This window comes from Faecalibacterium sp. AF10-46 (assembly GCF_003604105.1).
GTDB lineage: Bacteria > Bacillota > Clostridia > Oscillospirales > Ruminococcaceae > Faecalibacterium > Faecalibacterium taiwanense.
In genome coordinates, this window is the sequence record NZ_QVGY01000003.1 from 18,168 (window position 1) to 34,220 (window position 16,053).

A 16,053-nucleotide genomic window follows, 5' to 3' on the forward strand; every position below is an offset into this window, starting at 1 on the left:
GGTCCTCTTTGTTGTATCGAAAGAAAATTATACTGTGCGGTATTTGCGATCCAGCGCCCAGCCGAATGCAAACAGCACCACACCGCTGACAGCCAGCACCGGCACGGGCCAGTTCAGCTGACCGGTCTGCGGCAGACCGCTCATTACCGGGTTATCCGGGTGGCCCGGCAGAACGGGGCTGTCTGGATTACCGGGTGCTACCGGATGATCCGGGTGGCCCGGAGCCACGGGATTGTCCGGATTACCGGGAGAGACCGGGTTATCCGGGTTGTCCGGCGGGGTAGGCGTATCAGGATGATCGGGCGTATCCGGCGGCGTAGGGGGCGTAGGCGGCGTGTCCGGCTTGGTGGGGGTGTAAGCACCCACCTTGGGGCTGGCATCCACCGCATAATTCCACTTGCCATCCTCCGCCATGGGCAGAGAGACAAGGAACGGATTGATCGGCTCATAGCCCTTGGAAGCCTCGGTCTGTACGATCAGATACAGTCCCAGTTCCAGATCACGGAAGGTCACGCTGCCGTCCTCGTCAATGGTCTTCGCAGTGCCCTCGGCGCTTTGGGGCAGATACTCCTGCAGCTGGGCCGCAAGGGTGCTGTCAGTCAAATCACCCAGCGCAATACCGCAGCCGTAGAAATCGCCGCAGTATTCGTAGCTCAGGTCGCCGTTTTTGCGCTTTACCTCGGCCACACGGTACAAAGTGAGCTTGCCGCCGCTCAGCGCCTTATCGTTGGCGCTGTCGTACAGCGTAACGCGGATGGTGCCGGTAGTGGGATTGCCGCTGCTGTCCACCAGCTTGATGTTTGCGCTGGTGGCAAGGGCAGGCAGCGCACTTGTTACCAGAAGGCACAGCACCAAAAGCAGGGCCGCAGCGTGCTTTTTGAGATCAGTGCGTTTCATGTTTTTCACCTCTTGTAGATTTGCGTTTGCGGTTGGAGAACAGCAGCCAGAGCAGCAGCACCAGCAGCAGGGGCAGTGCCATGATGGGGGCTGTGATGATAGGTTCGATCTTGACGGCATCGGCTGTTACACGGATGTGCTTGAGCTTGTCCGGCGTGGTGATGCGGCGTCCTCGCACCAGCAGGCGGTGCGTGTTGATGCCGTAGGGGGTGCAGGTCATCAGGGTGACGTAATCCTTGCCGTCCACCACCTTGAGGTTGTCCGTCTCGGTGGGCAGAACGATGGAGATGTTGTCCACCTCGTAGGTGAGCACGCGGTCCAGCACGGTGATGGTAAAGGTATCGCCCACTTCCAGCCGGTCGAGATTGGTGAACAGCTTGGCGCTGGGCAGGCCGCGGTGAGCCGAAATGACCGCATGGGTGCTCTTGCCGCCCACCGGCAGGCTGGTGCCCTCCAAGTGGCCTGCAGCGATCTGCAGCACGCTATCGCTGGTGCCGTGGTAGATGGGCAACTCCACACCGATCTTTTCAATGGTGATGTAGCCCATAATGCCGGTGCCGGTCACATCCAGCGTGCTTTCGTAGGTGGGAAAGCGCTGCGGAAAATACAACGCATCCGGGTCTGCGGCGATCTGCGCATTGAACGCATCTGCCGCCTCGAAATAGGCGGAGTAATCGGCATCGGTCAGCTTGTCCACGTCCTCGGCATAGGTGGCCACCGCGCGGGACTGGTGCCGCTGATTGACATAATCGCTGAGGGTAGGGTATAACATCACGGATAGACCCACGAAAAAGACGAGGATCAGGATGATGGTGCTTTTGTTCTTTTTCATGGGCTACTCCCTAATGTTATAAGGATAGGAGCGGGGGCCTTGCGGCCCCTTTGCTCCGGGTTCTTGGGGGAAATGGAGCTTACTTGTTCTCCATGCGCTTCTTGGTGACCAGCAGAACGATGGCCGCAACCATCAGGCCGCCGCCGACCACATAGAACAGGGTAGTGCCCATGCCGCCGGTGGAGGGCAACACAGCACCGGCCTTGTTCTCAACGCGAACAATATGGTCGGCGGCAGTAGTCTCGCCGTACTTAACAGTGTAAGAAACGGATTCACCTGCCTTAGTGGGCAGAGTGCCGCGATCGATCACAACCGTAATAGGATCGGTCAGCTTGTTGTAGCCAACAGGAGCCTTGGTCTCCTCCAGATAATAGGTGCCAGCGTCCAGACCTTCCAGCTTGATGTTGCCGGAAGCGGGGGTAACAACGGCGGTGGCAGCGGTTTCACTGTCCACCCAGCCAGTCAGCTTGTAGACGGAAGTACCATCCACGGTGGTGGCGGTAGAGAAGGCCGCGTACTTCTTGTTTGCGTCAGCGCCCTTATACAGCTTGAACTCAGCATTTTCCAGAGGGTGGTCTTTATTAGATGCGCCGAGGTTTGCAAACTTGCGCACGCCCATCTCCCAGACGTAGGTCTTGGTGGTGGAGTGCTCGGTTTTGCTGTCGTTGCCGTATTCCAGAACGGTATCGTTGTCGTTGCCCTTAGTGCCAATCACTGCATCAGCGGTAACAGTGGCACTGTAGGTCACTTGGATGGAATCGTAAGGCATCAGCGGCTTGAGGAACTTAATCTCAAAGGTGCAGTTATCGTTGGTAGAAGTTACCAGCTCATAATCAGTATTGGCGGTGAGATAATTACTGAATTTGTTATCGTTACCGGCACGATCACGGTGGAGATAGACCTTAACAGATTGAGGGTCGAAGTTCAACCCGCTGGTCATGGTATCGTGCAGAACGTATTTGGTGGGCTTACCATCGGTCACATAAATATTGGTGTAGAAATTCACAGTGTCACCAATACCGGCATCATTGCTATAGCCAGATTTATTACCTTCGTAAACTTCCTTCTCGATAGTGGGCTTGCTGTTCTTCTCTTCGATTACTGCATTCGTGGCGGTAGTACCAATGGAGCAGATAGCGCCATTGTCCAGATCAGAAACCACCAGATACCAGCCAAGGGGCAGATCGGTAAATTTAACAGTAATGGCGGCAGCATTCTTTTGGCCTGCTTTTGTGATATGATTGGTGGAATCTTTAGCGTAAGTTCCTGCTTCATTTGCAAGATTCTGAATAACAGAACTGCCATCGTCACTGTTAGAGTTCTTCCATGTAACAACACGAGTGGTCTCATTCAACTCCAAGTCAGTAGAATGCGCTTTGACAAAGCTCTCCCACCCAGAAGCGACCTTATAAAGATAGGAATTAGTATCTGCGTGATACTCCAGATCCAGAATACGGTAAATCGTATAAGTCTGGTTCGGAACAGCATTATTGATGGTGATGCTGCCAGTGCCAGCAGCAGCGGTAGCGGCGTCGTCCGCCAGCGCGGGTACTGCCATGGCGCACACCATGGCAACTGCCAGCAGTGCGGCCAGCAGCTTTTTGATTGATTTCTTCATCATGATTTGCGAAAGTCTCCTTTCAAGTTTTTCTGATTTTTCTGATTCCTATTTTCAGGGTCTGCTTCCGGCGCAGAATCAATTTTGCCGCCGTGTCAGGAAGGATGCAGGCTTTTTAACGTGCCCTCCTTTCGCGTCTGCGCTTTCTGCAAACCCCGCACACCAGAGCGGCAAGCATCAGCGCGCCGCCGCCTGCTGTATACAGTTTGGTACCGGCCCCGCCGGTAGAGGGAAGTACGTATTCGCCGGACTGCGTAGAGCGGTTGACCACCTGCGCATTGACACCCTCCGACGGGGTAAGCGTGATCTGCGGGCAGCTCTCCGAGGCCTCGCCGCTGCCGATCACATAAGAGGTGGTGTAGCCATCGGTAGCGGAAACCTCTTCCAGCGTGTACCAGATGCTGCCGTCCTCGCTGGTGGGTAGGTCGCTCCAGGTATAGGTCCATTTGTTATCATAGCGCAGCTCTGTAATCGGGTAGGCATAAATGAAATCTTCCCGCGTATAGGTTCCCTCATTGCAGGCCACAGCAGATGGGAACCAGCTATCCAAAGGAGATTCGACCTGAATTGTGACATCACCCTTGATATTGGTAATATAAACATTTCCGTTAGTGGAGTCTGCGCGAGTGATTGTGGCGTTATCAGCGGTTTCTGGGGTGGCAGTAAACTCTTGGGAACCATTCCAGCTAACAGTAATACTGCCGTTGCGGTAAACAGAGCAGGAATAAGAGAAGCCGTTTGTACCAACAAATGTCACAACCGCTTTTTTAGCGTGTTTGACCAGCTTTACATTGACCGGCTTCAGCACAGTCAGAATGGACTTATCGGTGATCTCATCACCGTTGGAGTCCTGCCAGACCTTGGTCACCTTCAGGCTTCCGGGCTTGACGTAGTGGGGTTTGGGGGTGTTGTTGCAGTAGTAGTAAAAGCTTCCGAACGACTCATTTTCACCCAGCTTGTAGAGGGCGAAGGAGTCACGGCCTTCGACAAAGCCCGAATCTGTCGGCAAGGTATAGGCATTTTTGGAAATGACAAAATAGTGATACGGAGTGGGGTCTGGCAGCAGGTAACCTTCCGGCGCAGCGGTTTCATGCAGACGGTAAAGCGTATCCTGCGTAAGACCGGACATGACGGAATTGCCGCTCTGAGAGGTGACATACTGCTTTACATCAGTCCATTGGCCATTATCATAGGCTTCCAGCTGGAACTTTGCATCCGACAGCAGATTGCTCTGGGTACCGGAGTACTTCACGATCGTAACATTGTTGGTGTTGAAATCGATGCCTGCGTTACCGGAAGAATCGCTCGTGAAATCTACATTTTCATCGACGTAAGAATTATAGCCCTCCAACTGCACGGTATTCTTGAACTTATAGTTCTTAGCGGGCAGATTCTTGGTATTGACCGTATAGTGGAAAACCAGAACCAAAGCCTTGCCGTCTGGTACCTTCGTCCAGACTTGAATCTGGTTTCGATCCTTATTCCGTTTGGTGTAGTAGGTATTCTCAGTAACGTTATTCGGAGCAGAGCTGCTGTCGTAATCTCCTTCAATCGGGGCGAGATCCTTGAGGAAAGTCGTTGCTTCCAGAGAGCCATCTGCCTGCAGCTCACCCTCAAAGACAGAGACACCTGCCAATGTTACACGGTCGGAGGTGGTACCATCTTTGCTGTACAGACCATCCGGAACAGACATGAAATCATACAGAGTCAACGACACGCCATTGTTCAGTGTGACGCTGTTAGGATTGACCTGTACCTGATAGGTCAGAAGGCCGGTTGCTTCATCATAGTTGCCGTGTTTGCCCACAACATTTCGGGTGACAGTTTCCTTAAAGGAATCACTGCCGCTCTGTTCGCCGTTCCGCTCGAACGTAGCGTTGTTGACAAAGGAGGCAACATTGCCACCGTTCCAGACCTCTGTGTTATCAGGGTCCAGTGTGGTGTCGTAGGTGATAAAAACACGTTTGCTGAGCGTTTTGTTCCCATTGACTGTAAGCGTATAGCACTCGGGCTGAAGTGTGACCACCAGTTTGGTGCTGCCGTCTGCCTGTTTTTTAGCAGAAACAGTATAGTAACTGCTCGAAACTGTGTTACCGTTCAGCTCGACCCGGACGCTGCTCTCATCCAGATTCAGGCCGGCAGGGATGAGGTCCTTAACGACCCATTCTTTGTCTTTTTCAGCATCCCATACAAGACCCTCATCCGTGGTATCGTTTATAGCAATCGTCCACGGAATCTTCTGTCCGGGTTTCAGGGTGATGGTGTCTTCTGTTTTGTTCCAGTTGCTGGAATCGCCTGCAATCTTCCGGAAGTATTTACGCTGCTCGGAAGAGTTGGTGAAATCATACACATCCGAAACAATATCGCCCTGATTCAGCTGTCCGTAGTTCGTGATCTGACAGCGTGTGCCAGATGCCACCCAAGACAAATCGGCTGTGGTCTGATATTTGATGGTTGCAGGCCCCTGAATGTTCTTTTCTTTGAAATCTACCGAGAACAGTCCGACTTCAACACCGTTTTCGGTGCGCGAATACTGATAGTTGATGGTCACCTTGTCGGTTACTTCAAGATCGGATGCATCAAAAACGTGTACGCTGTCAGCAACGATTTGCTGCAGGCGGACGCTCTTGGAAGTGTCGGCATCCCAGCGGGTGCTGCTCCAATCGTAATAGACGAGGGTGTTAAGGTCTGTTGCATTGACAGTTGTGACCCAATCCATAGTTGCGGTTTGGGTATCATGACTGCCGTTTTCCAACTGCTTACTCAGCAGGGTAGAAGGAATTTTCACGTTGGAAGAGTCGGAACCATTGATACCGGTACCTTTGATCTCACCGGTGTTATTGACGATTGTCTCGGATTCAGAGGTGTTTTCAGGTGCTTTGGTACGGTAGGTGATCTCGTAAGAATGGAAACCTTCTTCCAGAGGATAAGTAAGCAGCTTGCTGCTGTTGTCATAGATGGTGTTGTCCAGTGTGACATCGGTGGATTCTCCATCCTTCGTGACAGTGATCTTATTGTCAATGGGATCATCAGGAAGCGTATCAGTAAACTTGGCATCTTTCGGCAGATAGCGCAGAGAGGTGTCATCTTGATCGATATTGATCTTCACGGTCCAGATGATCTCGCCATTCTCAAGCTTGCCGGACTTGTCGATCAATTTTGTGGTGAGAGAGGTCTCTTTCGTTTTACTGGTGTCCTTAAAAGTGACAGTGTTTTTGACCTTCTCGTTGTTGACGTAGTCAACATTGCCGAAGTTAGTAGCCTTTACCTGATAGGTGATCGTATAGGTTCCTGCAGCGAGGGTCTCGCCCTCCTGTCCCAGTGTGATGGTTTTTGTGCTGGAGTCAGTCCCATCCGTCCAGGAAACGGTTGTGTTGGACGCACCGTTCGAACCAGAAACATCCGGCGTACCAGTATACTGGAAGTCGGCATTGGTAGGACAACGCAAGGCATCGGTCAGGGTCAAAGGAGCAGCCATGTCATCCTTTGATTTGAGCGTGACCGTGTAGTCAATGTAGGCATCATGACTATCATAACGCAGAGAGCCAGCGTCCTTGGACAGGGAATAGTTCTTTTTATCGGACGGCTTATCTTCGCTCTGATCCTTGATCGTGATCGTGATGTCTTTGCCGTTAATGGTGAACTTATTGGATTCATCTGTGCTGATTTTAGCGGTATCCCACTGAAAATCGAAAGAAACGTCGGTTTTGACTTTACTGTCTTTCGTCGTTTCCTGCTGGTTGATGTAATCTTTATCATAAGTAAAGACAACATACCAGTCTCCGTCGGCATCCTGCACGAACTCGTAGGTGCCACAGATGGTTCCGTTGGGGCCGGAATAAGAGGAGTCCTTCAGACTGCCTTTTTCAGCGCCGCCATTATTCAGCTTGTCGAGACCCTCTGGAATCGGGACATATACTTTATAATTATTGTCCTTGATGCGGTCAGCCGGGATATCATGCAGATCGATAAAGCCATGAAGCTTATCGGTTACGGTACTCTCTGTGACGTCAGAGTAGTCGGAGTCCTGCAGCTTCTGAATCTTGAAATCGGTCACATACTGAGAACCATTCAGCATCTTTGAAAAATCAAGATCAGTGCCATCCATCGTATCCGCTCCGCTCTCCGCGGCCTGCACAGATGCCACGGGGATCATGCCGGTGAGCTGGGACGGCGCAAGGGACACCTCGGACACCTTGCCGTCCACGTTGCCGGAGATGACCGTCAGCGTGCCGGAAGCTTCGTCCACAGCCGACACGATGCCCACGGTCTCACACGAGACAGTGCGCTCTTCGGTCTGCGGCTCGGCCGCTGCCGGGGCGCTCAAAGCCTGCAGCAGCTCGGTGTCAGCATCCGGGGAAAGGTCCTCGATCTGCGGCTCGTCTGCCACAGCGACCGTCTCGGTCGTGGTGGCGTTATAGAACACGATATCACCGGGCTGCAGGCCAGTAACAGACATGTCTGCGTCCATTTCATAGGCCGCAATGTCGCTGTCCGGGTCCAGCAGATAACCGGTGGAACGCAGCTCGCTGCGCAGGGCCAGCGTACTGGCGCGCTGCGGGATCGCGCTCTGCGGGATATTTGCATAGTTCAGGCAGTAGGACAGGAACATCACGTCCCACTCGCCGTAGGGGTTGCCGTACCACTGGCCGTAGCGGGTGTAGTAGCGCAGGGTCTCGCCGTCATCGGTATCAAGCTTGAAATTTTTCTCGCTCTGCTCATAGCCCAGTTGACCCTGTGCCACGGTGAGCAGGTCTTCGTTCCACATGCCGGTCAGGGCCGTGCCGGTCTTGTCCAGCCATTCGTCCTCGTCCTGCGTGTCGTCCATCGGGTCGGACAGGCAGTTCACCGTGTGGTGATGCTCCGGCAGGCCGCAGACCAGCACTTCCTCGTAGCAGGCATCGGTGTGGTGGTGCACCGGGGTCTCGATCACAGGATCGACCACCACGGGCTTTGCGGCCACCGGCTCCTCAAACAGGGCCACCGGGTCATAATCGGGGTTCACTTCTTCTACAAGCTCGCCCTCTTCCAGACCGCACACCAGCTCATAGGTGGTGGTGTAGCAGCTGTCGTCGTGGGTGTGCTCGAACAGATCACAAATCAGGCTGCCGTCCTCAGGGTCAAAGCAGTCGTCGGTGTGGGTGTGCTCTTCTTCCAGGCAGGTCAGCTCCTGCACTTCCTGGTAGCAGTCGTCGGTGTGCTCATGGGGCACAAAGATGTACTCCGGCTCTGCGGAATAGGCTGCAATGCCGGGATCATCCGCATCCACGCCGAACGCATCATCATCCATGCCGAACGTATCATCAAAAGACATGCCGTCGTCCGTCATAGTGGCGTTCCAGTCCTCCGGTTCGCCTTCCTCATAGCCGCACACCAGCTGCTTTTCATAGCAGGCAGCGGTGTGCTCATGCTCCAGCTCGCCGCACAGATATTCGGCCGTTTTGGCAATGCCCACGCCGTGCAGCTGCCAGTTCACGAACAGGCTGGTGGTAAGCGCCAGTGCCAGCAGCAGCGCAGTATAGCGTCTGGCGCGCTGGTGGTTCCGACGGAACTTTTCCTGATATTCTTTCACAATATCCCGCATGATTCCTAAACCTCCTTAGGGGATCAACCAGAAGCTGGATAAGGGCCATACCCGCAAAAAAACCTTGCCCACGATCTGACTTTTTTCCACACAGCCGATCACACTGCTGCGGCTGTCAATGGAGGTGGCCCGATGGTCACCCAGTACGAAATACCGGTTTTCCGGCACCTGATAGGGAAATTTGATGTCGCATTCGCCCAGAGCCAGTTCATCTACATAGGGCTCATCCAGCGTCTGGCCGTTCACAGTGACCACACCGTCCTCGTCCAGTTCGATCACATCACCGGGCAGGCCGATGATGCGCTTGAGCAGAAGTTTGTTCTGCCAGTAAAATCCGCAAAGGTCGCCGGTCTTCATGTCGCTGCCTTTGACCAGCAGAATGATGTCCCGGTCCTGCAGAGTGGGGTTCATGCTGTCGCCGGAGACCTGCAGCACCGGCAGAAACAGGGTGGCCAGCAGCACGGCAACGGCCGCGACCACCAGCAGCGTGTAGACCGTGCTGCGCAGCACCCGCATATAACGGCTGCGGTAGGCCAGACGTTCGCGCTCTGCTTCCACCTCTGCTGTGGATGGAATGGGCGTGAACCTGATCTTTTGCTCTTTCATTTGGCACGCTCCTCCGGCAGGAATTCCGTGCTGTGATAGCCGTCCAGCAGTTCGCTGGCCCGATGGTCAAAAGCGGCCCAGCGCTGTTGGATCTCCTGCTGCGTCCGGGCAAGCATTGCCTTGCAGTCCGCTTCGGTCTGGGCGCGCTTGTGTGCGGCGGCTTCCACTTCCGCGTCGCACTGCTGCTGGGTGCGGGCCTTCAGGTTCGCGGCCTCAGTCTGTGCCTGTGCAAGGATCTGCTGGGCTTCGGCTTCCGCCTGAGCGCGCAGAGCGCTGGCGGCGGCATTGGTGTTTTTGTTTGCTGCGTGCACCGATGCAACGTATTCATCGGCCGCAGCCTGCGCCGCTTCAAACACCTTGTTCAGCTCCAGTGCAGCCTGCGCAATGGAACCTGCGTTTTCAATATGGATCTGCCGTTCCTGCAGCTGGGCAGACAGGGCAGCGTTTTCTGCCCGGAGCTGGTCCTCGCTCTGCTTGAGCGCCAGAATGATCTCGACTAATTCGGTGCGGCGCATGTGCCGCAGTTCACGGTCCGGCATAATGATCGATTTCTCCCGCAAAAAGTGGTCGGATCAGGCGAACGAAAACTTTCGACAAATCCGAAAATTTTCGCACCACAAAACCACATTTGATATATTAGTTTTCGACGTGACAGCGCCAGTTTGATGGATAAACTTCTACCCTGTATGTTAGCACAACATGCGCAACAGAAGCGTAACAAAAATGCTTTTTCTGTGCATTTTTTTGCCAAAGAATAAAAAAATTGTTTCTTTTGATGTAAACGATTACGCCGGATACACCGGACTGAAAATGCATTAAAAACAAAAAGAACTGTCCCCACAACGGAAACAGTTCTTGAAAAACAGATGAAAATAGAAGCCGGATCAGAAGCTCTTCAGCAGATCGCCCAGAGTCAGGAAGGACTGGTAGATCACGTTGACATTGTTGATGATGGAGCTTGCACCGGAGAAGATACGGGCAATGGCGTTGAACACCTTACCGATATTCAGGAAGCTGTTGTAAGCGTCGCTGGCACCACCGTCCAGATAGACCATTTCCTCTTCGCTGATGGAGGCATAGTTTGCAGGCAGTTTCATAGTAGACATGGAGATTTTCCTTTCTATTGATAAAATTGATACAGTGCGTGGAAAGACTTAAATAAAGGCAGCCACGGCCAGCGTGGTGATCAGAGCACCGGCTACCGCCAGAACGCTCAGAACCGGGCCGTCATCGTATTCCTGCGCGGTCTGTTCCGGCTGAGCGGGTGTGGATGTGCTGGTGGAAGTGGTGGCATTTTTCACGGTCCAGTGTGCGTACACAGTGGTATCACCGGTAAACACCGTAGAGGTGCTGATTTTTGTGCCGCCCACCGGCTCGGTATACCAGCCGTCAAAGGTGTAGCCTTCCAGCGTAGGCTGCGCGGGCAGGGCACTGAGTTTGCCGCTCAGATTGGTGGTGACTGCCACAGCGGAGCTGCTGCCGCCCATGGCATCCAGACCAATGGTGTAGACCTGCGAATCCTTGTCTTCTGCGGCAAAGGCAGAGGGCAGTGCACAGCAGAGCAGTGCAGCGCTGAGCAGACCGAGGACCAGCATTTTCAAGATCTTTTTCATATGACTCCTCGCTTTCCTGACGAATTGGGATGTGGTGCCTGCCGGGAACGGAAACACCAGAACAGACCTCGATGTCCCCGCCATGAGGCAGTAGACGAAAAAGCCGGGAAGAGGAGGTTTATTCAATCCTATATTTACCACATATAATGCAACAAAAGTGCAACAAAATGGGCGTATTTTGTTGCTATGATGAAAAAAATTGGTTTTTCACAAATTGCAGGCTGCAAAAGGCATCACAGAGCCGCCGCAAAAGCGGAAAAGTGGAACCTTCCCCTTGTGGAAAAACAAAGAATATGGTATAATATCTTGCATGATGCGCCATCGCCAAGCGGTAAGGCAGGGGACTTTGACTCCCCCATCGTAGGTTCGACTCCTGCTGGCGCAACCAAAAGCCCCGTCATCCTGAAAAGGCTGACGGGGCTTTTTGCGTCACTTTTCCACAAAATGCGGCTGAACGGTACAAAGCTCAGCGGCGGCGGATCTTTCTGGTGGGCTTGCGGCGGTTCCAGTTGTTCAAAAGGACCCACGCAAGGTAGATAATGATGGAAATAATACTCAATGTTATTACAACTTTGAGGTACAGACTGCCTAAGAATTCCTGAAAACGCGCCACAGTGAACAGCAGCGGGTTGCGGCTGACATCCTGCCCGGCGATCAGGTCCACCACGCCAATGGTCTCACCGGCAAGCTTCAGCTCCACGGTGCCCACCACATCGCCCTGCTGGACGGGGGCACACACGTGATCCGGCAGGTGGAAATATTTCTGGGTCACGCTGCCGTCGCCGGTGGAGGGCAGCAGGGTCATCATGCTGTCGGCGGGATACAGCTGCAGGGAGCTGGTATCGGAGGAATACTTCACCGGGATCTCAGCCAGCGTAAGGTCGGTATCCAGCGCGGCCTGAATGGAAAAGCTGTCGAACACCCAGTCCATCAGCTTCACGGTCTCGCACAGGGCCGGGCGGCGATTGGCGTAGCCGAAATCGTCGCAGGTGTCCGGGCTTTGCATCACGCAGAAAATATAGGTGGCACCATCCTTATTGGCCCATGAAACATAGCTCTGATTGCCACTGTCGTTTTTGAATGCGGTCACATCGCACATGCCGCCCTGCATGGCGCTGCGGTAGTATTTGCCGCCGCTGGATTTGCTCAGCGCGGCGTTCTGGCTGACCAGAACAGACGAAGAACGGTGTTTTTCTTTGGCGGGCATGGTAAAGCTGGGCGCACCGGAAACCTCCACAAAGGCATCAAAGCTCATCAGATAGCGCAGGATCAGGTACATATCCACGGCACAGGTCACGTTGCCGCTGTCGATGCCGCAGGCATCCGTCCATGTGCTGCCGGTGGTGCCGATGCGCTGGGACAGGGTGTTCATCTGGCTCACCCAGCCCGCGAGGTCGCCGCCGGAAAGGGCATAGGCAAGGCCCATGGCGGCTTCGTTGGCGTTGCGGGTCAGCATGGCGTACATGGCTTCGCGGTAGGTAAAGGTCTCGTTGGAGCGCATATCGGCGTTGTTGGTGTTATAAACGTAATCCGAGATGGCAAAGGGCATCTGGAAGGTGTCGTCCAGATGGTCGGCATAGTTGGTCAGCAGCAGGGCGATGGTCATGTACTTTGTCAGACCACCGGCGGATACCTGCTTTGTGCTGTCCTTATCATAGACGATGATATTGGTATCGGTGTTGACGATATAGGCACTCTGTGCCTGCACCTGATAGACCGGGGTGGGGTCGAACATAGCCCCGGCGGGCAGCACAAGGCAGCTGAACAGGACAGCGAACGACAAAACCAGCGCAAAAATACGTTTCATGTGGACAATTCCTTTAAAAAGCGATAATATAAAACAACAGGCAGCACGGCACAAGCGCCGTGCGCCGGATAAGAACGAGATCACAGCGGAAGGCTGTATTCTTTATAATAACAGGTTTGGCGGGGTGTGACAAGGCTTATTGTGCCGATTTCACATCCGGTCAGGGAGGACAGGAATGGTATATCTGACAGGGGACACCCACGGCGACATCGACCGCTTCAAGCACGGCAAGCTGCGCTGGCTGGGCAAACGGGATACCGTGGTGGTACTGGGCGACTTTGGCTTTGTGTGGGACGACAGCAAGGAGGAACAGAAAAAGCTGGATTGGCTGCGCAAGCGCCCGTATACCCTGCTGTTTCTGGACGGCAGCCACGAAAACTACGACCTTTTAAAGCAGTATCCCACCGAGGAACGCTTTGGCGGCAAGGTGCAGGCACTGGGTGGCAATGTGTACCATGTGTGCCGCGGCAGTGTGCTGGAATTGGAGAATAAAAAATACCTGTGCTTTGGCGGTGCGGAAAGCCAGGATGTGGAGGATCGGGAACCCGGCGTGAACTGGTGGAGGGAAGAAATGCCTTCGGAGGAGGAATACGCCTTTTGTGAGGAGAACCTTGCAGCGTGCGATTACAAAGTGGATTATGTGCTGACCCACGATGCGCCAAGCAGATTTTTGGATTTTACCGCCCTTGCCAGCGGCGAGACCAACCAGCTGCACAGTTTTCTGGATAAAATTTTGTTGAAGCTGACTTACGACAAGTGGTTTTTTGGCTGCTACCATAAGGATACCCAGCTTTCCACCAAAAGCCGCTGCGTATTCTGCGATGTGATAAGCATGGGCGAACGGCACGCAAAGCGTTCTGTTCGATAACAGGGGCCGCTGCACCAGCCGTGCAGCGGCTTTTGCATTTGCTGCTGCTTGTGCGCAAAAAACCTCCGGATCAGTTCATGGCTCCGGCTTTCTCGAACATCTGCTGCACCTGCTGTTCCAGCAGTGCGTGCTCCGGCGCTTCCAGCAGCGGGTCGTCGGCCAGCATGGCAACGGCTTCCGCCTGCGCAGCGTGCAGGGTGCGGGTGTCGTTCATCAGGTCGGCGATCTGCAGGGTGGGCAGGCCGTGCTGGCGGCTGCCGAAAAAGTCGCCGGGGCCGCGGGTCTCCAGATCGTACTGCGCCACCGCAAAGCCGTCCGTGGTGCTGCACAAAAATTTCAGCCGCTTTTGTACGTTTTCGCTTTGGTTGTCGCTGACAAGGAAGCACCAGCTCTCCGCTGCACCGCGTCCCACGCGGCCGCGCAGCTGGTGCAGAGCGCTCAGACCGTAGCGCTCTGCGTTTTCGATCACCATTACGCTGGCATTGGGCACGTCCACGCCCACCTCAATGACGGTGGTGGACACCAGTGCGTCCAGCCGTCCGGCTTTGAAGTCCTCCATCACGGCAGCTTTCTCCTTGGGCTTGAGCTTGCCGTGCATCAGGCCTACCCGGCGCTCCGGCAGCAGGGCTTTGGCAATGTCCTCGTAGTAGCTCTTGACGGCGTTCAGCCCGCCGTCCGGTGTGTTCTCGATGGCAGGGCAGACCAGATACACCTGCCGTCCGCGCCCGATCTCCTGATCGAGAAAATGGTAGAGGTCGCGCCGCTTTTGGCCGGTGATGCACCGGGTCTTGACCGGTGTGCGGCCCGGCGGCAGCTCGTCCAGAATGGAGATGTCCAAATCGCCGTAGATGAGCAGGCCCAGCGTGCGGGGAATGGGCGTTGCGCTCATCACCAGCAGGTGCGGATTCGCGGCCTTTTCGGCCAGCATTCCGCGCTGCCGTACCCCAAAGCGGTGCTGCTCGTCGATCACGGCAAGACCAAGCCGGGCAAATTCTACGCCTTCGCTGAGGATGGCGTGGGTGCCCACCACAAGGTCGGCTTCGTCGTTCCGGATGGCGGCAAGGGTGGTGCGGCGTGCAGCGGCCTTCATGCCGCCGGTCAGCAGGGCCACCCGCATCCCGAAGGGGGCAAGCATCCGGTTCAGGCCTTCGGCGTGCTGGGTGGCCAGAATTTCTGTCGGGGCCAGCAGCGCGGCCTGATACCCCGCTCGGATGCAGGCCCAGATGGCAGCAGCCGCCACCAGCGTTTTGCCGCTGCCCACATCGCCCTGCAAAAGGCGGTTCATGGAAGTCTCGCCCGCCATGTCGGCCAGAATCTCGCTCACGGCTCGGCGCTGGGCACCGGTGGGGGAGAAGGGCAGGCTGGCCCAGAACGGGGACGGGTCGGCAAGCTGCATGGGCGCACCGGTGGCAGCGGCACCCCGGTTTTTCATCCGGCCAATGCCCAGCTGCAAAACCAGAAGTTCTTCATAGATCAGCCGCCGTCGGGCTGCATAGGCCTGCTCTTCGGTGGCAGGGCAGTGGATGGCCCGCACCGCATCTGCCTTGGAGAGCAGACGGTATTTTGCCAGCATTTCCGGCGGAAGAGGGTCGGGCAGAAGTTCTGCATGGGGCAGCAGCTGCCGCACGCACTTGGCGATGGCATTGCTGGTCAGGCCCTCGGTCTGGGGGTAGACCGCTTCAAAGGGAGAAGCCTTGATCTGCTCGGCGGTGCGCACCTGCGGGTTGACCATCTGGCGGCGCAGCATCCCGCCGGTAACGATGCCCTGAAAATAATATTCCTGCCCCAGCTGCAGCTTCTGGGCGGCATAGGGATTATTGAACCATGTGATCTCCAGACTGGACACATCGTCCCCGGCAGTGATGCGCTCCATCCGCCGCCCGCCCGGCAGGATACGCCCGCCGGGTTTGGCGAACACCTCGGCCCTGACGACGCACTCCACATCGGTGGGCGCTTCGGCGATGGAATAGGGTTTGGTGAAGTCGATATATCTGCGCGGGTAGTGGCACAGCAGGTCGGCCAGCGTCACGATACCCAGCTTCTCGAACCGCTCAGCGGTCTTGGGGCCAACGCCCTTCAGGTAGCGCACCGGCGTATCCGGGGTGAGGGTGGTATGGTTTTCGGCGGGCACAGGCATCAGCTCCTTTGCAAAGTAGTATAGCCATTGTAGCACCTTCCCGTTTGCAAATCCAGCTAAACCGGCGATAATCATTCCGGGAACAACGCAA

At 55.1% G+C, this 16,053-nt stretch carries 11 protein-coding genes and 1 tRNA gene; 2 read left to right on the forward strand and 10 right to left on the reverse strand.

Features of this window, described 5'->3' with window-relative positions:
• Positions 1-27: 27 nt before the first annotated feature.
• The 8 genes from DWV57_RS04865 to DWV57_RS04900 form a co-directional block, all read right to left on the reverse strand.
• Positions 28-897 carry a SpaA isopeptide-forming pilin-related protein gene (locus DWV57_RS04865; protein ID WP_120020150.1) on the reverse strand — a complete coding sequence of 290 codons (870 nt, stop codon included), beginning with the start codon at positions 895-897 and terminating at the stop codon, positions 28-30.
• Positions 884-1,729, reverse strand: coding sequence for a class C sortase (locus tag DWV57_RS04870; RefSeq protein ID WP_120020151.1), 846 nt, complete (start codon positions 1,727-1,729; stop codon positions 884-886). The genes DWV57_RS04865 and DWV57_RS04870 overlap by 14 nt, the downstream gene beginning before the upstream one ends.
• A 79-nt stretch (positions 1,730-1,808) precedes the next feature.
• Positions 1,809-3,350: a SpaA isopeptide-forming pilin-related protein gene (locus DWV57_RS04875; RefSeq protein ID WP_120020253.1), complete on the reverse strand. Its 1,542-nt coding sequence runs from the start codon at positions 3,348-3,350 to the stop codon at positions 1,809-1,811.
• A gap of 112 nt (positions 3,351-3,462) precedes the next feature.
• Complete coding sequence (locus DWV57_RS04880; protein WP_120020152.1) at positions 3,463-8,931, reverse strand: SpaA isopeptide-forming pilin-related protein; 5,469 nt, start codon at positions 8,929-8,931, stop codon at positions 3,463-3,465.
• Positions 8,932-8,946: 15 nt separating this feature from the next.
• The gene (gene lepB, locus DWV57_RS04885; RefSeq protein WP_120020153.1) at positions 8,947-9,537 is read right to left on the reverse strand and encodes a signal peptidase I; all 591 of its coding nucleotides are present in this window, start codon (positions 9,535-9,537) and stop codon (positions 8,947-8,949) included.
• On the reverse strand, positions 9,534-10,076 hold the full coding sequence (locus DWV57_RS04890) for a hypothetical protein (protein ID WP_120020154.1): 543 nt from the start codon (positions 10,074-10,076) through the stop codon (positions 9,534-9,536). Before DWV57_RS04890 ends, lepB begins: the two co-directional genes overlap by 4 nt.
• Positions 10,077-10,421: 345 nt before the next feature.
• Positions 10,422-10,643, reverse strand: coding sequence for a hypothetical protein (locus DWV57_RS04895; RefSeq protein WP_242959145.1), 222 nt, complete (start codon positions 10,641-10,643; stop codon positions 10,422-10,424).
• A 48-nt stretch (positions 10,644-10,691) separates the two neighbouring features.
• Positions 10,692-11,150 (reverse strand): InlB B-repeat-containing protein, encoded by a 459-nt coding sequence (locus DWV57_RS04900; protein WP_242959143.1) that lies wholly within the window; start codon positions 11,148-11,150, stop codon positions 10,692-10,694.
• A gap of 314 nt (positions 11,151-11,464) precedes the next feature.
• Between DWV57_RS04900 and DWV57_RS04905 the strand changes: the two genes are divergently transcribed.
• Positions 11,465-11,538 (forward strand) — tRNA-Gln (locus DWV57_RS04905).
• Positions 11,539-11,616: 78 nt separating this feature from the next.
• On the opposite strand, the gene DWV57_RS04910 is transcribed toward DWV57_RS04905, so the two are convergent.
• Positions 11,617-12,957, reverse strand: a complete 1,341-nt coding sequence (locus DWV57_RS04910; RefSeq protein ID WP_120020155.1) for a D-alanyl-D-alanine carboxypeptidase — start codon at positions 12,955-12,957, stop codon at positions 11,617-11,619.
• A gap of 175 nt (positions 12,958-13,132) precedes the next feature.
• Here DWV57_RS04910 and DWV57_RS04915 point away from each other — a divergent pair, with 175 nt between their 5' ends.
• A complete protein-coding gene (locus tag DWV57_RS04915; protein WP_120020156.1) occupies positions 13,133-13,825 on the forward strand; it encodes a metallophosphoesterase in 693 nt (230 codons plus the stop codon).
• A gap of 70 nt (positions 13,826-13,895) precedes the next feature.
• On the opposite strand, the gene recG is transcribed toward DWV57_RS04915, so the two are convergent.
• Positions 13,896-15,956, reverse strand: coding sequence for an ATP-dependent DNA helicase RecG (gene recG, locus DWV57_RS04920; RefSeq protein WP_120020157.1), 2,061 nt, complete (start codon positions 15,954-15,956; stop codon positions 13,896-13,898).
• Between the last annotated feature and the right edge of the window lie 97 nt (positions 15,957-16,053).

Excerpts from the sequence above, each read along its gene's own strand:
- DWV57_RS04865 (WP_120020150.1), bottom strand. The coding sequence starts at position 897 with ATGAAACGCACTGATCTCAAAAAGCACGCTGCGGCCCTGCTTTTGGTG.
- lepB (WP_120020153.1), bottom strand. The coding sequence starts at position 9,537 with ATGAAAGAGCAAAAGATCAGGTTCACGCCCATTCCATCCACAGCAGAG.
- DWV57_RS04890 (WP_120020154.1), bottom strand. The coding sequence starts at position 10,076 with ATGCCGGACCGTGAACTGCGGCACATGCGCCGCACCGAATTAGTCGAG.
- DWV57_RS04900 (WP_242959143.1), bottom strand. The coding sequence starts at position 11,150 with ATGAAAAAGATCTTGAAAATGCTGGTCCTCGGTCTGCTCAGCGCTGCA.
- DWV57_RS04875 (WP_120020253.1), bottom strand. The coding sequence starts at position 3,350 with ATGATGAAGAAATCAATCAAAAAGCTGCTGGCCGCACTGCTGGCAGTT.
- DWV57_RS04910 (WP_120020155.1), bottom strand. The coding sequence starts at position 12,957 with ATGAAACGTATTTTTGCGCTGGTTTTGTCGTTCGCTGTCCTGTTCAGC.
- DWV57_RS04895 (WP_242959145.1), bottom strand. The coding sequence starts at position 10,643 with ATGTCTACTATGAAACTGCCTGCAAACTATGCCTCCATCAGCGAAGAG.
- DWV57_RS04915 (WP_120020156.1), top strand. The coding sequence starts at position 13,133 with ATGGTATATCTGACAGGGGACACCCACGGCGACATCGACCGCTTCAAG.
- DWV57_RS04880 (WP_120020152.1), bottom strand. The coding sequence starts at position 8,931 with ATGCGGGATATTGTGAAAGAATATCAGGAAAAGTTCCGTCGGAACCAC.
- DWV57_RS04870 (WP_120020151.1), bottom strand. The coding sequence starts at position 1,729 with ATGAAAAAGAACAAAAGCACCATCATCCTGATCCTCGTCTTTTTCGTG.